Below are 17,295 nucleotides of genomic sequence, written 5' to 3' on the forward strand. Positions count from 1 at the left end.
TAAATTATTTGTAAATTCACACCTTTTTTTGTTAAAAAAACATTCGAAAAGAAGAATAAAATGTCGAAATTCAATAATTTTAGTCGAATGTAGTCTGAAAATTGTATTTATTGTAAAAAACATTTAATTGATGAAGTGGAAATATGTGCTATAATTCCAATTGTGTATTCGATATGAAAAATATACGAAGCGCAGTGAGAGTGGTTTATAGGAAAACAGTTTGCTCATTTCTATATTTGAGTATTAATAATATACTAATAATACGATGAAAAGACTGAATTATCAGAATGTGTCGAATCTTCTTTTGAGAAAGTTCTTGATAACGAATAGTTTTGTATAGTATGATGAACTTGTTTCAAAAAATGGTATTTAAACCTTATATTTACATTTAACGGTTTGTATCATTTTATTATATGAACTACTTTCATTATAGTATTTTGTTTGTGCTTTTATTGTTTTATGGTTTTTCTAACTAGCTAGTTTTCAAATTTAATATGATATGAAACTAGTAGCATATTCCTGAAGGAGGAAATTTATAAAATGGCAAAGACTAACTCTTACAAAAAAGTAATCGCAGGTACAATGACAGCAGCAATGGTAGCAGGTGTTGTATCTCCAGTAGCAGCAGCAGGAAAATCATTCCCAGACGTTCCAGCTGGTCATTGGGGATTAGATTCTATCAATTACTTAGTAGATAAAGGTGCAATCGAAGGTAAGCCAGATGGTACATACGCTCCAGCTGAAGAAATTGATCGTGCTTCTGCTGCGAAAATTATGGCAATTACATTAGGTTTAAAAGTTGAAGAGGGTGCACAACCATCTTTCAAAGATGCTAAAAATCATTGGGCTTCTAAATACATTGCAGCTGTTGAAAAAGCGGGTGTTGTTAGAGGTGATGGTAAAGAAAACTTCTCTCCAGATAAAAAGATTGACCGTGCTTCTTTCGCTTCTATGATAGTAGGTGCTTATAACTTAAAAGATAAAGTTAACGGCGAGTTAGTTACAAAATTTGAAGATTTATTAGATCATTGGGGTGAAGAAAAAGCAAACATCCTAATCAATCTTGGACTTTCTGAAGGAACAGGCGGAAACAAATGGGAGCCAAATAAATCTGTATCTCGTGCAGAAGCAGCTAAATTTATCGCAGTAGCAGATAAAAAATATGGCAAAAAAGATAATGCACAAGCATATGTAACTGATGTGAAAATTTCTGAACCAACGAAATTAACATTAACAGGTACTGGTTTAGATAAGCTTGCTGCTGAAGATGTAACTCTTGATGGAGACAAAGCTGTTGCGATTGAAGCAAGTGCTGACGGTACTTCTGCAGTTGTAACACTTGGTGGTAAAGTAGCTCCAAATAAAAATCTTACTGTAAAAGTGAAAAATCAATCATTCGTAACGAAATTCGTATACGAAGTTAAAAAATTAGCAGTAGAAAAACTTACATTTGACGATGATCGTGCTGGTCAAACAGTTGCTTTCAAATTAAACGATGAAAAAGGTAACGCTGATGTTGAGTACTTAAACTTAGCAGATCATGACGTCAAATTTGTAGCAAATAACTTAGATGGTACATCAGCAAACATCTTTGAAGGTGGAGAAGCTACTTCTACTACAGGTAAACTAGCTGTTGGCATTAAGCAAGGTGACTACAAAGTAGAAGTACAAGTTACAAAACGCGGTGGTTTAACAGTTTCTAACACTGGTATTATTACAGTGAAAAACCTTGATACACCAGCTTCTGCAATTAAAAATGTTGTATTTGCGGTAGATGCTGATAATGATGGTGCTGTAAACTATGGCAGCAAGCTTGCTGGTAAAGACTTTGCTTTAAATAGCCAAACTTTAGTTGTTGGTGAAAAAGCATCTCTTAGTAAATTAGTTGCTACAATTGCTGGAGAAGATAAAGTAGTTGATCCAGGATCAATTAGCATCAAATCTTCAAACCACGGTATTATCTCTGTAGTAAACAACTATATTACTGCTGAGGCTGCTGGTGAAGCTACACTTACTATTAAAGTAGGTGACGTAACGAAAGATGTTAAATTTAAAGTAACGACTGATTCTCGTAAATTAGTATCAGTAAAAGCTAACCCAGACAAATTACAAGTTGTTCAAAATAAAACATTACCTGTTACATTCGTAACAACTGACCAATATGGTGATCCATTTGGTACTAACTCAGCTGCAATTAAAGAAGTTCTTCCAAAAACAGGTGTAGTTGCAGAAGGTGGATTAGATGTAGTAACAACGGATGCTGGCTCAATCGGTACAAAAACTGTATCGGTTACAGGTAACGAAGTAGGCGAAGGTACAGTTCACTTCCAAAATGCTAATGGAGCTACTTTAGGTTCATTATATGTGAATGTAACAGAAGGTAACGTTGCATTTAAAAACTTTGAACTTGTATCTAAAGTAGGTCAATACGGCCAATCACCTGATACGAAACTTGACCTAAATGTTTCTAACAAAGTTGAGTATCAATTATCTAAGTACACTTCAGATCGCGTATACTCTGATCCTGAAAACTTAGAGGGTTATGTAGTTGAGTCTAAAAACAAAGATATAGCTGATGCTAAAATTGTTGGAAATAAAGTTGTTGTAACAGGTAAAGCACCAGGTAAAGTTGATATCCACTTAACGAAAAATGGTGCAACTGCTGGTAAAGCGACAGTTGAAATCGTTCAAGAAACAATCGCTATTAAATCTGTAAACTTCAAACCAGTTCAAACAGAAAACTTCGTTGAGAAGAAAATCAACATCGGTACTGTATTAGAGCTTGAGAAGAGTAACCTTGATGATATCGTAAAAGGTATTAACTTAACGAAAGAAACACAACATAAAGTACGTGTTGTAAAATCTGGTGACGAGCAAGGTAAACTTTACTTAGATAGAAACGGCGATGCTGTATTTAACGCTGGCGATGTAAAACTTGGAGATGTAACAGTATCTCAAACAAGTGATTCTACACTTCCAAACTTCAAGGCAGACCTTTACGATACTTTAACTACTAAGTACACTGACAAAGGTACATTAGTATTCAAGGTATTAACAGATAAAAATGTTATTACAAGCGAAATCGGTTCACAAGCTGTACACGTTAACGTTCTTAACAACCCAAATCTATAATTCGATTATAGATGAAGTGAAAAATCAGTGGGGATTCATCCCCACTGATTTTTTAATAGAAAGAAGGCTCTTGTACATTTACAAGAGCCTTCTTTCTATTTCTTAAACTTAAACATATCCCCACTCAAATTCGAATCACTATACACGAACAATACCATGTTAATATTGTTGTCTTTAATGTATTGATATACATCTTTTTCGTGATAGTGACGCAGGTCGAGGATAGATGTGTGTTTGAAGCTTTGTGCTAAGTGTGGCACGATTGCGTTTGCGAATGAGTCTTTTAGGACTAAGGCGCGTACTTCATTTGGTGCATTGTTATTTTCGGTGACGATTTCTGGATAGTCGTCCGTGTAATATCCTGCGTATGATGTTGTATCTTTTTGTTTTTCTACGCCGTATATGTCATCTAAGTTTTGATGAACAGTACCTTTCACATCTTTTGCGGTAACGCTTGTGAAGTTGAAACCGCCTTTCGGTGTGTAGTAGCACAATTTTTCACCAGTTGCATCGATGAGTTGGTATAGTTGGTTGTTGAAGCTTCCGACTAAATGTTTATTTTGCGCACATGTACGAATGTAATCTTCTTTTTTTATTTCTTTTCCTTTATATATAGAAGATTGTTGTCCGATTGTGTTCATTATATATTGGTAGCCTAAGAAGGCACCGTCCATATTCCAATGATGATCTGTTTTGAAATACATGTCCTGTATTTCTTCGTTCGTATAGTTCTGTTTATAGTGTTCCATAAGTTTTATTGGCTTTACGTCAGCTGGAAGTTTTGTTAGAAAGTAATTTAAATTGTCCTGTGCATAAGTGTGAATATGAGAAGGTAATTTAAATGATAATGCATTCGTTTTTGACGGTGGTAAAGCAAAGTAAAACTCGACGTTTTGTTCTTTTAAAAACTGAGATAAGTCGTTTATAGCGGGCATGGATTGATCAATTTCATTATACTTTTTCGTCCACGCTGGATTTTTAAGGAGCCATTTATCATCAGTTAAAATAATGTCGTTAATGAGAGACTTGCCCATATTAATTTGGGCAATCGTATAGTTTTTAATAAGCTCATCTCGTCCGATTAATTGATCATTTGTGTATGTTTCAAAATCTTTAAAGAAGCTACCAGTTAGGAGAGCTTCTTTCGTAAGTGCTGGTTTTTGAGCGAGCGGCCGATTTTCAACTGGTGAAATGTCTCGGTCTGTTTTGAGTAACGATAATATGCCAAATGAAAAGATAATGGTGAGAAAACCGATAAACAGGATGAGGTTCCCCAATTTTTTCATAATAACTTTTCCTTCCTACATCAGTTAAAACCTGAAATAAATAAATGGATTATATGTTGAGTTAATCAAGTACATAACCGAAATCATAAATAATGTTAGTAATAATATAGGACGTACAAATTGCGTCGTGAACATATACGTTTTTGGCGCAAGTTCTAGTATGTTTTTCATTCGTTTTAAAATTGGAGTCGCTGCGATAAAGGCAATGAGAAATACGATAATGTATTCATGTACGTATAACATTGTATTGTCATCGATGAAAGATTGTCCTCCTATGCCGAACATCGCTTTTAAATATTGGAACGAGTAAGCGAAGTTGTCAGCTCGGAAGAAGACCCAACCGATCATAACGATTAGTAATACGTATGCATGTTGCAGCGGTTTCCATAGTTTGTTTAATATTTTTTCGAATCCAGCTTTTTCAATTGAAATAATAAAGCCATAATATAAGCCCCAGGCGATAAATGTCCAGCTCGCCCCGTGCCATAAACCAGTTAATCCCCATACGATGAAGAGGTTACGATAATTCGCTAGTTTTGAAACACGGTTTCCGCCGAGCGGGATATATATGTAATCGCGGAACCAAGAACCAAGTGTAATATGCCATCTTCTCCAAAACTCTGAAATAGATTTAGAGATGTACGGGTAGTTGAAGTTTTTCGGGAAATCAAATCCGAACATTTTTCCAATTCCGATTGCCATATCAGAGTACCCTGAGAAATCGAAATAAATTTGGAGAGTGTAGGCGATAATACCAATCCATGCCGTTCCAACACTTATTTCAGATGGTGGTAAGGCAAATATTTTATCGGCGACAAATCCTACTTGGTTGGCGATTAATATTTTTTTTGCTAATCCGAGAACGAAAATTTGAATACCTTCTGTGAATCGTTCAAAAGAATGGATGCGCATTTTAATTTGCTCAGCAACGATATTGTAACGAACAATTGGTCCGGCAATAAGCTGAGGGAAAATAGATATATATAGCGCTAAATTAAGTGGATTTTTTTGAACATCCCCATCTTTACGGTATATATCGATGACATAGGACATCGCTTGGAATGTATAAAATGAAATTCCGATTGGTAGTGGAATAGGTTCCACATTAATAGATAAATGCAATGATTTGTTTAAAATGTCTGTGAAAAATGAAATATATTTAAAATAAGAAAGTAATAAAATATTTCCGACCACAGCCATAACTAAAAATGTGACTTTCATATTTTTTCGTTTATCATAATGATGCACAAGTAGGCCAAAGCAGTAGTTTAATACGATGGAAAAGAGCATTAAAAGAACGAAACGCGGTTCGCCCCATGCATAGAAAATTAAACTAAATGCAAGTAATACGAAATTACGTAGCTCGGCACGCACTATAAAATAGAGAAATAATACGAGAGGTAAAAAGATAAATAAGAAAATCGAACTACTAAATACCAAAGGACTCTCCTCACTTTTTTCGAAATACATTTCGTGCAAAAAAAAACCGACATATCTATTATATATTCTTTTATATAATAGTGCCTTTAATATTTTATCATGTTAATAATTTGATTAAAATAATTATTCTATATAAGTAGTTTCTCATTTCATACATAAGAAAGGTGTGCCATTAAGTGTTTTTTTATGGAAATTATTAATTTTGAGATAAGAGAAGTGGCATAATTAGGGGGAGAAGAATGAGTAAATTCGGATTGTATGGTAAGTTTATTGTGGAAGAACGTAATCGGGAAGAATTAACGAATATTTTGCTAGAGGCTGCGGAATCGATGAATGTACTTCATAGTTGTGAGGTATATATTGTAAGTACTTCTGATGACGAGCCAAATGCTGTATATGTTTTTGAAGTATGGAGTAATGAAGAAGCACATAAAGCATCTTTAACGTTAGAGTCTACACAAAATTTAATAAAGCGAGCAAAACCAATGATTACTGGAGCAGAAAGAATTAGCACTTTGAATGCTAGAGGCGGTAAAGGGTTGGAATAGAAAAGAAGCAGCATCCATCTGGATGCTGCTTCTTTTCTATTCTATTTCTAAATCAACAATTAAGTAAGCGAGTATCACAACAAAGAAAATGCTAACGGCTGGTGCTGTTAATACGTGTCCAGACATAAAGCCGATACCGAGCGATAAGACGAGTGTGCTAGCTAGTAGCATATGTTTTACGCTAAATAGTTTCTTGAAGTTTGTGATGATGCGAATGAATATTTTTATACCGAAATAAAGAAGTGGCAGTAAGTACATAAGGAAGCCAACAATTCCGAATGCGAAGAATAGGTCGTGGAAATCCATTTCGACTAACTTCATTTTCGTTGTATAGTTACCAGCGTACCCCATTCCAAATAGTTTTTGAGATAGTGGTGCTTCTTTATAGTATTGTTTATATACTTTTAAAAACTTGTCGCGATCACTGTAAATTAAACTTTTCATTTCAGAGTCTGTTAGTTCGCCTTGCTCATGTTCTTCTTCTGTAACTACTTTTCCTTCTTTTCGGTCTTTTTCTTCTTGTACTGATTTTTTGTATTCATATATTTGTAAATGGATGGTCATGTTTTTTGCGATAGGAGTTTGCGGTGTAAGTACGAGTAACCCTCCTAATACGACAGCAGCAACAACTGTATTTACAAGATATGTGAATCCTTTTCCTTCTTTTTTACGATGTATTATATATTCAATGAATAAGAAGAAAAGGGCGATACCAAGTGTAATAACGATGGCACCATAGCCTACTTTCGTTCCGATCATAATGCTTGCATACATTGCAACTACAGTTGGAATCCAGTAATACGCTTTTGAGAAAGAAGTTGTTTTATGAACTGAGTATAAGACAACGATTGGGAACATAATTGCAAAAATGGAACTTAAATCATTTCCAGCAAAGAACCATCCTCTTGAACCGATCTTTGAGTTCGGATAGCTTGGGAAATCTGTACCAGTTGCCATAGCCGCGATGATTGAAATACTTAAAATTAACGTTGCATATAAGAAATACGTAATGATTTTATGAAACGCGTAGTCGTTATTTTTTAATTCTTTTAGTGCGATAATATATCCAAACAGTAGTACTATTGGATATACACTTTTCAAAATAAATTTCACTTCTTCTCCAAATGAAACTGGAGATTTGACCATTAAATTATTCACAAGGCCAATTGCGAGTACAATGCCAAATAGACATAAATAAAGAATATACTTTTTCGCGCCTTGTTGTTTATGATGAAGAAGTAGATAACCTAATGCAAGAAGCATAAAGGCGAAACGGACTACGATTCCGACTGTTGCGCTCATGTGTAATACATAGATTGAAAAAGACGTTAACAAATCTAAAATTGGTTGCAACACAATGAATAGCAGTAGGAAATGCGGGAAGTAGTTATCCGTCTGTTTGAACTTAGTAACCATATGTTCCTCCATTTCTTCATTCCTTTATTTCAGAACCTCTATATAAATAGGAAGGAGAATGAATTTCTATATTTAATTTTTATATCAGACTTAAGAATACACCATTTCATTGTAATGGTAAATAGATGAAGAGAGGTGATAAACCGACTTTAATTTCTATATTTTTCAACGGAATTGTATGTTTTATACAAGGTCATATACAAATTACGAGATTATTAGACAGAAAATTGAGAAAAAAGAAGGGTTTTTCACCACCTTTCTATAATTATATAAGTATAATCTTTATGTAGAAAAGAGGGGGATATATAATGGAAGTAACAAGTAAAACAGAATCTGTCGTTGTGAAATATGAAGGGCACGTTGCAACGGTTATGGTCAATCGCCCAGAGGTGTTAAATGCATTAGATGAGCCAACATTAAAAGAGTTATTACAAAAATTGAAAGAAGTAGCGGAGAGTTCTGCACACATTGTTGTGTTATGCGGAAGTGGTCGTGGTTTTTCTGCGGGTGGAGATATTAAATCGATGCTTTCAAGTAATGATGAAAGCAAGTTTGATGGCATTATGAATACCATTTCTGAAGTTGTTGTGACTTTATATACGATGCCGAAGCTTGTTATTAGTGCGATTCATGGACCAACTGCTGGTCTTGGGTTAAGTATTGCGTTAACAGCTGACTATGTGATGGTAGATATATCATCCATTATTGCGATGAACTTTATTGGAATCGCTTTAATTCCAGATGGTGGCGGCCATTTCTTCCTTCAAAAGCGTGTCGGTGAAAATATGACGAAGCAAATTATTTGGGAAGGAAAGAAATTATCAGCAACAGAAGCGCTTGATATCGGTTTAATTGATGAAGTAATCAGTGAGGATTTCCAAACGGCTGTGAAGCAAAAAATTAGTGAATGGTCACAAAAGCCGATCAAAGCGATGATTCAAACGAAGCAAATTTTATGTGAAGTAAATCGCTCCAATTTAGAACAAACATTGCAACTTGAAAAGCGCGGCCAATATGCGATGAGACAAACAGCGGATCATAAAGAAGGCATTGCTGCATTTTTAGAAAAACGTTTGCCTGCATTTAAAGGGGAATAAAGTGAAATTTGAATTAATAGTAGTTTTACTGCCGGTTAATTTAAGGTAAAGGGGAGAAAGTGCTAACACATTTTAGTATAATTGTGTTAGCACTTTTTTTTTAGGAGTAATATATGAAGAAAATTATTGGTGTTATCGGCATGATTGTAATAGCATATTATACTTTGCATAGTACACCATCTATGGCTGTGCGAACTGCGTTGTTTTTTGAAGGACATCCAAGCGTTGCGTTTTCTGGCGAAGTGACGAAAGAAAAAGATGTGAAAAAAGAAGCAATTCCAGCTGAGTACCAAACTCTATATGGTAAGGAAGAAGAATCAGAGCACTATTTCTTTCCTCACGTAAGGGCACATGGATCAGGAATTGATATGCTTAGTGCGTGCGTGAAGAAAAAATGGTTTTTCTATAAAGCAGAGCTCGGATGTTATTAAACATAGGAGGATGAATGATGTCAGCATATAACAAGTTAGTAAGAGATCGTGTTCCAGAGAAGATTTTAAGGTCTGGAAAAACATATACAGCACAAAAATTAACAGGACAAGCATACATACAAGCTTTAGCGAAAATTGGAACGGAAGAAATTCGTGAATTTGCTTCTATGAAAGAGCGTGAACATGCGCTAGATTCTCTTGCGGATGCATTGGAAGTGATCATTTCATTAGCGCGTGCAGAAGGTGCAACAATTGAAGATGTAGAACGTCTTCGTAAGAAAAAAGAAATAGAGCGCGGTGGATTTGAAAGAGGCATTTATTTGTTGGATGTTTCAGAAGAATAGTTTCGTAGGGAAAGCATAGCGTTAGTGAGTAACGCTATGCTTTTTTGTTGCAATTAAACTAATAATGAAGAAGATAACTGTTAATACCCAGCCAATTGTAATAGAAGTAGTAGTGTGAACTGCATAAGAAACTTGTAAACAAAATAATGATGCTAAAAACCAAATGAGTGCAATGTGTATATATTTTTTTGATATATTCATATTTTATAACTCCTTTTGTATACTAAAAAGAATTTTACCGCAATTTAGAAAATTAAGCTATATGAGTAGAGGATTTATAGTAAATTCGGTATACTAAATAATAGAGAAAATGAGGAGGGAACGACAATGGCACATCATGCGAAAGAAACGATGGAACTTATTAAGGAGCTTGTCTCTATTCCAAGTCCATCTGGAAATACAGAGAAAATCATTCGTTTTATTGAAAACTATGTAAGTGAGTGGAATGTAGAAACGAAGCGTAACAATAAAGGCGCTCTCATTTTAACGGTAAAAGGGAAAAATGATGCACAGCACCGTTTATTAACGGCACACGTTGATACGTTAGGTGCGATGGTGAAAGAAATTAAGCCTGACGGTCGTCTGAGTCTTTCTATGATTGGCGGATTTCGCTGGAACTCTGTAGAAGGAGAATATTGCGAAATTGAAACATCAAGCGGTAAGACGTATACAGGAACGATTTTAATGCATCAAACATCTGTGCATGTATATAAAGATGCAGGTGAAGCGAAACGCGATGAGAAAAATATTGAAGTTCGTATTGATGAGCGTGTATTTTCAGCTGATGAAGTACGCGAATTAGGAATTGAAGTAGGAGACTTCGTTTCATTTGACCCGCGCGTTCAAATTACAGAGAGTGGATACATAAAATCACGTCATTTAGATGACAAAGTAAGTGTTGCGATTCTATTAAAATTAATTAAGAGATTACAAGATGAAAACATAACATTACCATATACAACTCATTTCTTAATTTCTAATAATGAAGAGATTGGATACGGTGGTAACTCTAACATTCCAGAAGAAACGGTTGAATATTTAGCAGTTGATATGGGAGCGCTAGGTGATGGACAAGCATCTGACGAGTATACTGTATCTATTTGTGCAAAAGACTCTAGTGGTCCGTATCATTATGCACTGCGTAAACATTTAGTAGAGCTTGCGAAAAAGAATCATATTGAATATAAAGTAGATATTTATCCGTACTATGGATCGGATGCATCAGCTGCGATTCACGCTGGATTTGATGTGAAACATGCATTAATTGGAGCGGGTATTGATTCTTCTCATGCATTTGAGCGTACACATGAAAGTTCGATTGCTCATACAGAAGCACTTGTTTATGCATATGTATTATCAGAGATGATTGCAGAATAAGAAAAGAAATAGGCTACCTCTAGTAGCCTATTTTTTGTTTGCAGGGAAATCGACTTTATTTAACAAAAAGTAAATTAATTGTATTTTATTTTACAATATTAAGAAAGTAGGTTTACTACATAATTCGAGTATTATAAAATGATAGAGGCGCATTAATTTTTTTTGTTCGGATTTATTGAAATTTATATATTAAGATTACGCGTTATTAAAAAATTGATTGTCGAGAGGAGTATTATTTTTTATGAAGTATCGTGCAGTCGCGGCAGGTATTTTAGCCGCAAGTTTATTATCGTCTCCAGTAAGTAGTTTCGCAGCAGCAAAGAAGTTTTCGGATGTTCCTACATGGGCGCAAGAATCAGTTGAATATTTAGTAGGAAAAAAAGCGCTTGATGGAAAGCCAGATGGAACGTTTTCTCCATCTGAAGCAGTAGATAGAGGATCAGCTGCAAAAATCATAGCAGTCGTTCTTGGTTTACCGATTGATCCAAAAGCAAAACCATCTTTTAAAGACGCACAAAGCCATTGGGCAGCACCGTACATTGCTGCAGTGGAAAAAGCAGGTGTAATTAATGGAGATGGTACTGGTAAATTTAATCCATTCAATAAAATGAACCGTGCATCTATGGCATCTATGTTAGTACAAGCGTACTCATTAGATAAGAAAATTATTGGAGAACTTCCAACACAGTTTAAAGATTTGGAACCTCATTGGGGTAAGAAACAAGCTAATATTTTAGTAGCCTTAGAGATTTCTAATGGTACGGGAAATGGCTGGAATCCTGAAGGAACTGTAACTCGTGCAGAAGCAGCTCAGTTCATTGCGATGGCTGATAAAAATAAAACAAATACATCAAAAAGAATGTATATGAACAGAAACTTTATTACATATCATCAAGCATCATTATCATCTGGTATTACTGACGTTCAGCATAAGCCACAAATGGTAGAAGTGAAAGAGCAAAGAGCAGACGGCTGGTTGAAAATTGTAACAAGTAAAGGTGAGAAGTGGACACCTCTACAAGAAAAAACAGAAACAATTAACCAAGACTTTACTGCATATGAAACAGCTTCACATAGTTCTCAAGTGCTAGGTACATATAATGCACAAACAGTAACGATTATGGAGGAGAGTGGCAGCTGGATTCGTATCCGCGTAGGCGCTGGATTCCAGTGGGTTGATAAAAATCAATTAAACCCAGTAAAACAAGAGAACTTCTTAGAAGGTAAAGCGATTATTATTGATCCAGGTCATGGTGGAATTGACTCAGGTAATCCTGGTTATTATGAGAAAGAAAGTCAAACTGTATTAGATGTATCATTACGATTAAAGAAAATATTTGAGCAAAGAGCACCATTTACTGTGATGTTCACTCGTACAGATGATACACGCCCAGGAACAAGTGGTCCTGATTCATTAAAGAAACGTGTAGAATTTGCACAGGAACATAATGGAGATATTTTTGTAAGTATCCATGCCAATGGTTCTGAAAAGAAAAATGGAGAAGGTACAGAAACATTATATTATAAGTCAGCAGCGCCAAAAGCAACGAATCCACATGTAGAAGACAGTCGTTTATTAGCACAAAAAATTCAAGACCGTCTTGTCGCAGCACTTGGAACAAAGGATCGTGGTGCGAAACATCAGGACTTATACGTAACTAGAGAAAATACAATGCCAGCTGTATTAACAGAATTAGCATTTGTAGATAATAAAAGTGATGCAGATAAAATCGCTACACCAAAACAGAGACAAGCTGCAGCAGAAGCGATTTATCAAGGTATTTTAGATTATTACGAAGCAAAGGGTAAGAAAGTATCTTCTTTCCGTTAATAAATAAAAAGAGATTGCCAATAGGCAGTCTCTTTTTATTTATTAACGTTTCTCTTTATTTCCGGCATGTGATATCATTTAATTTTACGTAAAAAAGATATTCGAATAATTGTAATCATAATAATTTTAAACGATAAAGGATGATAATAGATTGAGTAATCATAGTACAACACCTGCATGTATATATACGTATGCATTTCGTGAGGAGGAGCGTGCTCTATGTTATTTGGAAATGCGCTCGTTCTTTGGAATGGAGTCTCACGTTAATATTTTGAAAAGTGATGTCAAAATTGACCCGAGTAGAAGTGCATTTATTAAAGAGCGCGTTGAGGTTATGTATGAAGGAGACGACTTAGAAAGTATTTTAAAACAAGTAGAACAAATTGATTTGGCGGGGGCGTCATTTAAAGTTATCTTCGTTAAAATCAATGATCTTGGCAAAGAAAATAAAATTGAATATGGGGAAAGACGTCTCATTGAACGCGACCTCGGTATGCATATTGAAGGAGAAGCAGATGTTCGTAATCCAGAGCGTGTATTCGGGATTGTTCCTCTTGGAGGACGCTGGTACTTCGGACACTATGTAGAAAGTGAGCCGGTTTGGTATCATCACATAAAAAAACCGCACAGTTATTCGACATCTCTTAGCACACGTGTTGCGAGATCAGTTGCAAATATCGCTGTACCAAATCCAGATGGAGTACGAGCAATTGACCCGTGCTGCGGTATTGGAACAGTAGTAGTAGAAGCACTTTCTATGGGAATTAACATCGTTGGTAGAGATATAAATCCACTTGTAGTTCTTGGAACGAGAAAAAACATCGCACATTTCGGATTTGAAGGGACAGTAACAATAGGTCCAATTGAGGAAATTACTGAGAACTACGACGTTGCCATTATCGATATGCCGTACGACTTATTTACGCATGCAACACCAGAAGACCAGTTCTCCATTCTTTCAAGTGCGCGCCGCATCGCTAAAAAGGTAGTCGTTGTCACGATGGAAACAATGGACGACATGATTCATGAAGCAGGATTTGAAATTACAGATCGCTGTATTACAAGAAAAGGATCATTTACTAGACAAATTCTTGTTTGTGAATAAGAAAGGAAGGTCACCTGTTTGGGGGACCTTTTTTGTTTGATATTGATGTGTGATTGGTTGGTAGTGTAGATAGATGAATTAGGGGGATTTGTCGGTAAGTCGATATCCTATGTCGAATCGCCGATATCGTTAAATTAGCATATTACTGTTCTTTTAATTTCTCTTGTTGTACAAGTAATAAATTGCGTAAAACGTGTCCGCGGTAACTTTCTAGTTTTCGTCCTTCGTGATAGCGAACACCTAATTTTTTTAATTCAGCTACGTACCAGCCTTTTGTTCCATAATACATGGGATCACTTCCTTTTTGCTTTTGAACAGTATATGTGGCGGGGGGAGAGAATTTTCTTTTTTATTCAGCATTAGGGCAACAAAATTGAAAAAACATGTAAGGGGAATATGATATTACTTCTATTTCTAGGTTATTAAAATAGGCTTTATAGTAAGAATTTCTAAAAATATAAAGGGGGAATATGCTTTGTTTCCAGGTGCTTTATATGAAACACATGTTAAAACAAGAAATTTAGAAGTAGCAAAAGAGTTTTATACGAAACTTGGATTATTTCATGCTCGCACAATTGAAGAAAGACGTGTAGCATTCTTTTGGTTTGATAAAGATAATAAGAAGGAACAAATGCTAGGCATTTGGGAGGTATCAGAAGAAGCATTCCATACAAGTCACTTTGCATTTAAGGTAAACTATGAAGAAATCATTCATGCAAGAGAATGGCTTCTTAATAAAGGAATAAAACCAAGAGCTGCTTTCGGTCTTGAACCGTCTGAGCCTATGGTTCAGACGTGGACACCTACTGCCAATCTTTATTTTTATGATCCGGACGGTAATTCTTTAGAGTTTCTATGTTTACTTCCTGAAAAGAAAAACGTAAAACAAGATGTTATGCATTTAAGTGAGTGGGAAAAACTGCCGAGCGAAATATAAATTTGGTTTTGGCTCAAACCCCTCAAAATAATTTAAAAAGGAACCATAACTTTGCTCAAGTAGTGACGTTATGGCTTTTTTGTTTTGTGTGGGCTAAGAGTCACTCACTGTCTACTGTATAAAAAAATAGACAGTAGTGTATGTTTTTTTGCACAATGTATACAAATTTATACCCTATGCGTTGGCATGATATTTGCAATAAAAATAGTATCAACATATAGGGGAGAGATAGAAATGAAGGTTAGTAAAGTGTACACGACAATTGATGCTCACGTAGCTGGGGAACCGCTTCGAATTATTACAGGCGGCGTGCCAGAAATAAAAGGGGAAACGCAACTAGAAAGACGCGCGTACTGTATGGAGAATTTGGACCATCTTCGCAAAGTTCTTATGTATGAACCGAGAGGACATCACGGTATGTACGGTTGTATCATTACTCCACCTGCAAGTGCTCGCGCTGATTTTGGTGTATTATTTATGCACAATGAAGGCTGGAGTACGATGTGTGGTCATGGCATTATTGCTGTTATTACAGTCGGAATTGAAACAGGTATGTTTGAAGTGACAGGTGAGAAACAAAAGTTCATTATTGATAGCCCTGCTGGTGAAGTCATTGCGTACGCAACATATAACGGGAGCGAAGTAGAGTCCGTATCATTTGAAAATGTTCCTTCATTTGTATACAAAAAAGACGTCCCTATTAAAATAGATGACTATGAATTTCAAGTAGATATCGCGTTTGGTGGAGCATTCTACGCGGTAGTAGATAGTAAAGAACTTGGTTTGAAGGTTGATTTCAAAGACTTAGCTGCTATTCAAGCGTGGGGCAGTAAAATTAAGCACTACATCGAGAGCAAAATGGAAGTAAAACATCCACTTGAAGAAGGGTTAAAAGGAATATACGGCGTTATTTTCTCAGATGAACCGAAAGGGGAAGGCGCAACTTTACGAAATGTAACAATCTTCGCTGATGGGCAAGTAGACCGTTCTCCTTGCGGCACAGGAACTTCCGCAAGAATCGCAACTCTTTTTGAAAAAGATGCTTTACAAAAGGGAGAAATTTTCGTCCATGAATGCATTACTGACGGGAAATTCGAGGGGGAAGTGTTGTCGGTAACAGCGGTACATACATATGAAGCTGTCGTTCCGAAAGTAACGGGGTATGCATTTATTACAGGATTTCATCAGTTCGTTATAGACCCGAGAGATGATTTGAATCGGGGATTTTTGTTAGGATAAGAGGAGGAGGTGGAAAGATATGCTAGTCATAAGCGCGAACGAACAACGAAACTTAGTAAATATGAACGAAGTCATTGAATACGCGGCGCTTGCTTTAAAAGAATTTTCCGCAGAAAGGACGATCACACCAATTCGCGGCTCATTACCATTTGCGAACGAGAAAAATACGGCATTAATTATGCCTTCAGTAGCGGAAGGACTTGAGGCACTTGGTTTAAAAGTAGTAACAGTAGTCCCCGAGAACAAAAAGATAGGAAAGAAAACGATAAACGGGATTGTTATGCTATCAGACTTTCAAACGGGAGAACCGCTCGCACTTTTAGAAGGATCCTACTTAACGATGATTCGAACAGGGGCTCTATCAGGAGTAGCGACAAAACATTTAGCTCGTCATAACGCAAAAACTTTATGCATTATCGGGACAGGAGAACAGGCGAAGGGGATTGCCGAAGCAGTATTTGCGGTGAGAGATATTGAAAAGGTCATTTTATACAATCGAACAGAAGAAAAAGCGAATGCATTCTCGCAATATATACAAGAGAGATTTAGTAAACCTACTTATGTTCACACAAATGCAAATGAAGCAATAAGCGAAGCAGACATCATCGTCACAACTACGAACGCATCCACACCAGTCTTCTCAGAAAAACTACAAAAAGGCGTCCACGTAAACGCCGTCGGCTCATTCAGGCCAAGCATGCAAGAACTACCATCCCACGCCATCGCGGGCGCAAACAAAGTAGTAGTCGAATCAAAAGAAGCAGCATTAGAAGAAACGGGGGACCTTCAAGTTCCGATACAAGAAGGTTTATTTGAAGCAAGCGACATCCACGCCGAACTCGGACAAATTATAAGCGGAGAAAAAGACGGTCGCAAAAACGATGAAGAGATTACCATTTTCAAATCAGTTGGTTTGGCGGTGGTAGACATTATTGTTGCGAAGTATTTGTATGAGAAAGCGGTGGAGAATGGGGTTGGGAATAGGATTGAGTTTTGAGGGACTGCCTTTTGGTGGTCTTTTTTGTTTATAATGTGCTTTTGCAGCTCAAATGTGATGTGTAGTGTTTGCAAATCAAAGTTTCAAAATCAAAAATATACAAAAATACTTTAAA

Annotated in this window: 15 protein-coding genes and 1 pseudogene; 11 read left to right on the forward strand and 5 right to left on the reverse strand. The window is 36.1% G+C overall.

What is annotated here, in order from left to right; translation table 11 throughout:
- Positions 1-540 precede the first annotated feature (540 nt).
- Complete coding sequence (locus tag JDS99_RS09955; RefSeq protein ID WP_199695006.1) at positions 541-3,132, forward strand: S-layer homology domain-containing protein; 2,592 nt, start codon at positions 541-543, stop codon at positions 3,130-3,132.
- 95 nt (positions 3,133-3,227) lie between these two features.
- On the opposite strand, the gene patB1 is transcribed toward JDS99_RS09955, so the two are convergent.
- Together patB1 and JDS99_RS09965 are read right to left on the reverse strand one after the other, a co-directional pair.
- Positions 3,228-4,418 (reverse strand): secondary cell wall polysaccharide O-acetyltransferase PatB1, encoded by a 1,191-nt coding sequence (gene patB1 / locus JDS99_RS09960; RefSeq protein ID WP_199695007.1) that lies wholly within the window; start codon positions 4,416-4,418, stop codon positions 3,228-3,230.
- A 24-nt stretch (positions 4,419-4,442) separates the two neighbouring features.
- On the reverse strand, positions 4,443-5,858 hold the full coding sequence (locus JDS99_RS09965) for an MBOAT family O-acyltransferase (protein ID WP_199695008.1): 1,416 nt from the start codon (positions 5,856-5,858) through the stop codon (positions 4,443-4,445).
- A 239-nt stretch (positions 5,859-6,097) separates the two neighbouring features.
- Between JDS99_RS09965 and JDS99_RS09970 the strand changes: the two genes are divergently transcribed.
- The gene (locus tag JDS99_RS09970; protein ID WP_088062140.1) at positions 6,098-6,406 is read left to right on the forward strand and encodes a putative quinol monooxygenase; all 309 of its coding nucleotides are present in this window, start codon (positions 6,098-6,100) and stop codon (positions 6,404-6,406) included.
- A gap of 36 nt (positions 6,407-6,442) precedes the next feature.
- On the opposite strand, the gene JDS99_RS09975 is transcribed toward JDS99_RS09970, so the two are convergent.
- On the reverse strand, positions 6,443-7,822 hold the full coding sequence (locus tag JDS99_RS09975) for an O-antigen ligase family protein (protein WP_137036670.1): 1,380 nt from the start codon (positions 7,820-7,822) through the stop codon (positions 6,443-6,445).
- Positions 7,823-8,130: 308 nt separating this feature from the next.
- Here JDS99_RS09975 and JDS99_RS09980 point away from each other — a divergent pair, with 308 nt between their 5' ends.
- From JDS99_RS09980 to JDS99_RS09990, 3 genes are all read left to right on the forward strand, one after another.
- On the forward strand, positions 8,131-8,919 hold the full coding sequence (locus JDS99_RS09980; protein ID WP_199695009.1) for an enoyl-CoA hydratase: 789 nt from the start codon (positions 8,131-8,133) through the stop codon (positions 8,917-8,919).
- A 113-nt stretch (positions 8,920-9,032) separates the two neighbouring features.
- Positions 9,033-9,350: a hypothetical protein gene (locus tag JDS99_RS09985; protein ID WP_087985737.1), complete on the forward strand. Its 318-nt coding sequence runs from the start codon at positions 9,033-9,035 to the stop codon at positions 9,348-9,350.
- A 17-nt stretch (positions 9,351-9,367) separates the two neighbouring features.
- A complete protein-coding gene (locus JDS99_RS09990; protein ID WP_087985736.1) occupies positions 9,368-9,694 on the forward strand; it encodes a nucleoside triphosphate pyrophosphohydrolase in 327 nt (108 codons plus the stop codon).
- A gap of 21 nt (positions 9,695-9,715) precedes the next feature.
- Here the strand turns inward: JDS99_RS09990 and JDS99_RS09995 are convergent, their stop codons facing one another.
- Positions 9,716-9,895 carry a hypothetical protein gene (locus JDS99_RS09995; RefSeq protein WP_087985735.1) on the reverse strand — a complete coding sequence of 60 codons (180 nt, stop codon included), beginning with the start codon at positions 9,893-9,895 and terminating at the stop codon, positions 9,716-9,718.
- A 126-nt stretch (positions 9,896-10,021) separates the two neighbouring features.
- On the opposite strand from JDS99_RS09995, the gene JDS99_RS10000 reads away from it, so the two are divergent.
- From JDS99_RS10000 to JDS99_RS10010, 3 genes are all read left to right on the forward strand, one after another.
- A complete protein-coding gene (locus JDS99_RS10000; protein WP_088062146.1) occupies positions 10,022-11,071 on the forward strand; it encodes a M42 family metallopeptidase in 1,050 nt (349 codons plus the stop codon).
- A 241-nt stretch (positions 11,072-11,312) separates the two neighbouring features.
- On the forward strand, positions 11,313-12,902 hold the full coding sequence (locus tag JDS99_RS10005) for an N-acetylmuramoyl-L-alanine amidase (protein WP_199695010.1): 1,590 nt from the start codon (positions 11,313-11,315) through the stop codon (positions 12,900-12,902).
- Positions 12,903-13,053: 151 nt separating this feature from the next.
- Positions 13,054-14,007: a TRM11 family SAM-dependent methyltransferase gene (locus tag JDS99_RS10010; protein ID WP_098625062.1), complete on the forward strand. Its 954-nt coding sequence runs from the start codon at positions 13,054-13,056 to the stop codon at positions 14,005-14,007.
- A gap of 142 nt (positions 14,008-14,149) precedes the next feature.
- Here the strand turns inward: JDS99_RS10010 and JDS99_RS10015 are convergent.
- A pseudogene (locus JDS99_RS10015) lies at positions 14,150-14,350 on the reverse strand (YflJ family protein); the annotation flags it as partial.
- A 132-nt stretch (positions 14,351-14,482) separates the two neighbouring features.
- On the opposite strand from JDS99_RS10015, the gene JDS99_RS10020 reads away from it, so the two are divergent.
- The 3 genes from JDS99_RS10020 (at position 14,483) to JDS99_RS10030 (ending at position 17,180) form a co-directional block, all read left to right on the forward strand.
- Positions 14,483-14,944 carry a VOC family protein gene (locus JDS99_RS10020; protein WP_199695011.1) on the forward strand — a complete coding sequence of 154 codons (462 nt, stop codon included), beginning with the start codon at positions 14,483-14,485 and terminating at the stop codon, positions 14,942-14,944.
- A gap of 186 nt (positions 14,945-15,130) precedes the next feature.
- Complete coding sequence (locus JDS99_RS10025; protein ID WP_199695012.1) at positions 15,131-16,183, forward strand: proline racemase family protein; 1,053 nt, start codon at positions 15,131-15,133, stop codon at positions 16,181-16,183.
- A gap of 19 nt (positions 16,184-16,202) precedes the next feature.
- Positions 16,203-17,180, forward strand: a complete 978-nt coding sequence (locus JDS99_RS10030) for an ornithine cyclodeaminase family protein (protein WP_199695013.1) — start codon at positions 16,203-16,205, stop codon at positions 17,178-17,180.
- Positions 17,181-17,295: the final 115 nt, after the last annotated feature.

Origin of the sequence: Bacillus cereus group sp. N6, from assembly GCF_016483705.1 — a bacterium.
Taxonomy (GTDB): Bacteria; Bacillota; Bacilli; order Bacillales; family Bacillaceae_G; genus Bacillus_A; species Bacillus_A wiedmannii.

Bases quoted from the DNA above. Each gene is read 5' to 3' on its own strand.
- JDS99_RS09985 (WP_087985737.1), top strand. From the start codon at position 9,033: ATGAAGAAAATTATTGGTGTTATCGGCATGATTGTAATAGCATATTAT.
- JDS99_RS10000 (WP_088062146.1), top strand. From the start codon at position 10,022: ATGGCACATCATGCGAAAGAAACGATGGAACTTATTAAGGAGCTTGTC.
- JDS99_RS09955 (WP_199695006.1), top strand. From the start codon at position 541: ATGGCAAAGACTAACTCTTACAAAAAAGTAATCGCAGGTACAATGACA.
- JDS99_RS09975 (WP_137036670.1), bottom strand. From the start codon at position 7,822: ATGGTTACTAAGTTCAAACAGACGGATAACTACTTCCCGCATTTCCTA.
- JDS99_RS09990 (WP_087985736.1), top strand. From the start codon at position 9,368: ATGTCAGCATATAACAAGTTAGTAAGAGATCGTGTTCCAGAGAAGATT.
- JDS99_RS10005 (WP_199695010.1), top strand. From the start codon at position 11,313: ATGAAGTATCGTGCAGTCGCGGCAGGTATTTTAGCCGCAAGTTTATTA.
- JDS99_RS09995 (WP_087985735.1), bottom strand. From the start codon at position 9,895: ATGAATATATCAAAAAAATATATACACATTGCACTCATTTGGTTTTTA.
- JDS99_RS09970 (WP_088062140.1), top strand. From the start codon at position 6,098: ATGAGTAAATTCGGATTGTATGGTAAGTTTATTGTGGAAGAACGTAAT.
- JDS99_RS09980 (WP_199695009.1), top strand. From the start codon at position 8,131: ATGGAAGTAACAAGTAAAACAGAATCTGTCGTTGTGAAATATGAAGGG.
- JDS99_RS10030 (WP_199695013.1), top strand. From the start codon at position 16,203: ATGCTAGTCATAAGCGCGAACGAACAACGAAACTTAGTAAATATGAAC.
- patB1 (WP_199695007.1), bottom strand. From the start codon at position 4,418: ATGAAAAAATTGGGGAACCTCATCCTGTTTATCGGTTTTCTCACCATT.
- JDS99_RS10025 (WP_199695012.1), top strand. From the start codon at position 15,131: ATGATATTTGCAATAAAAATAGTATCAACATATAGGGGAGAGATAGAA.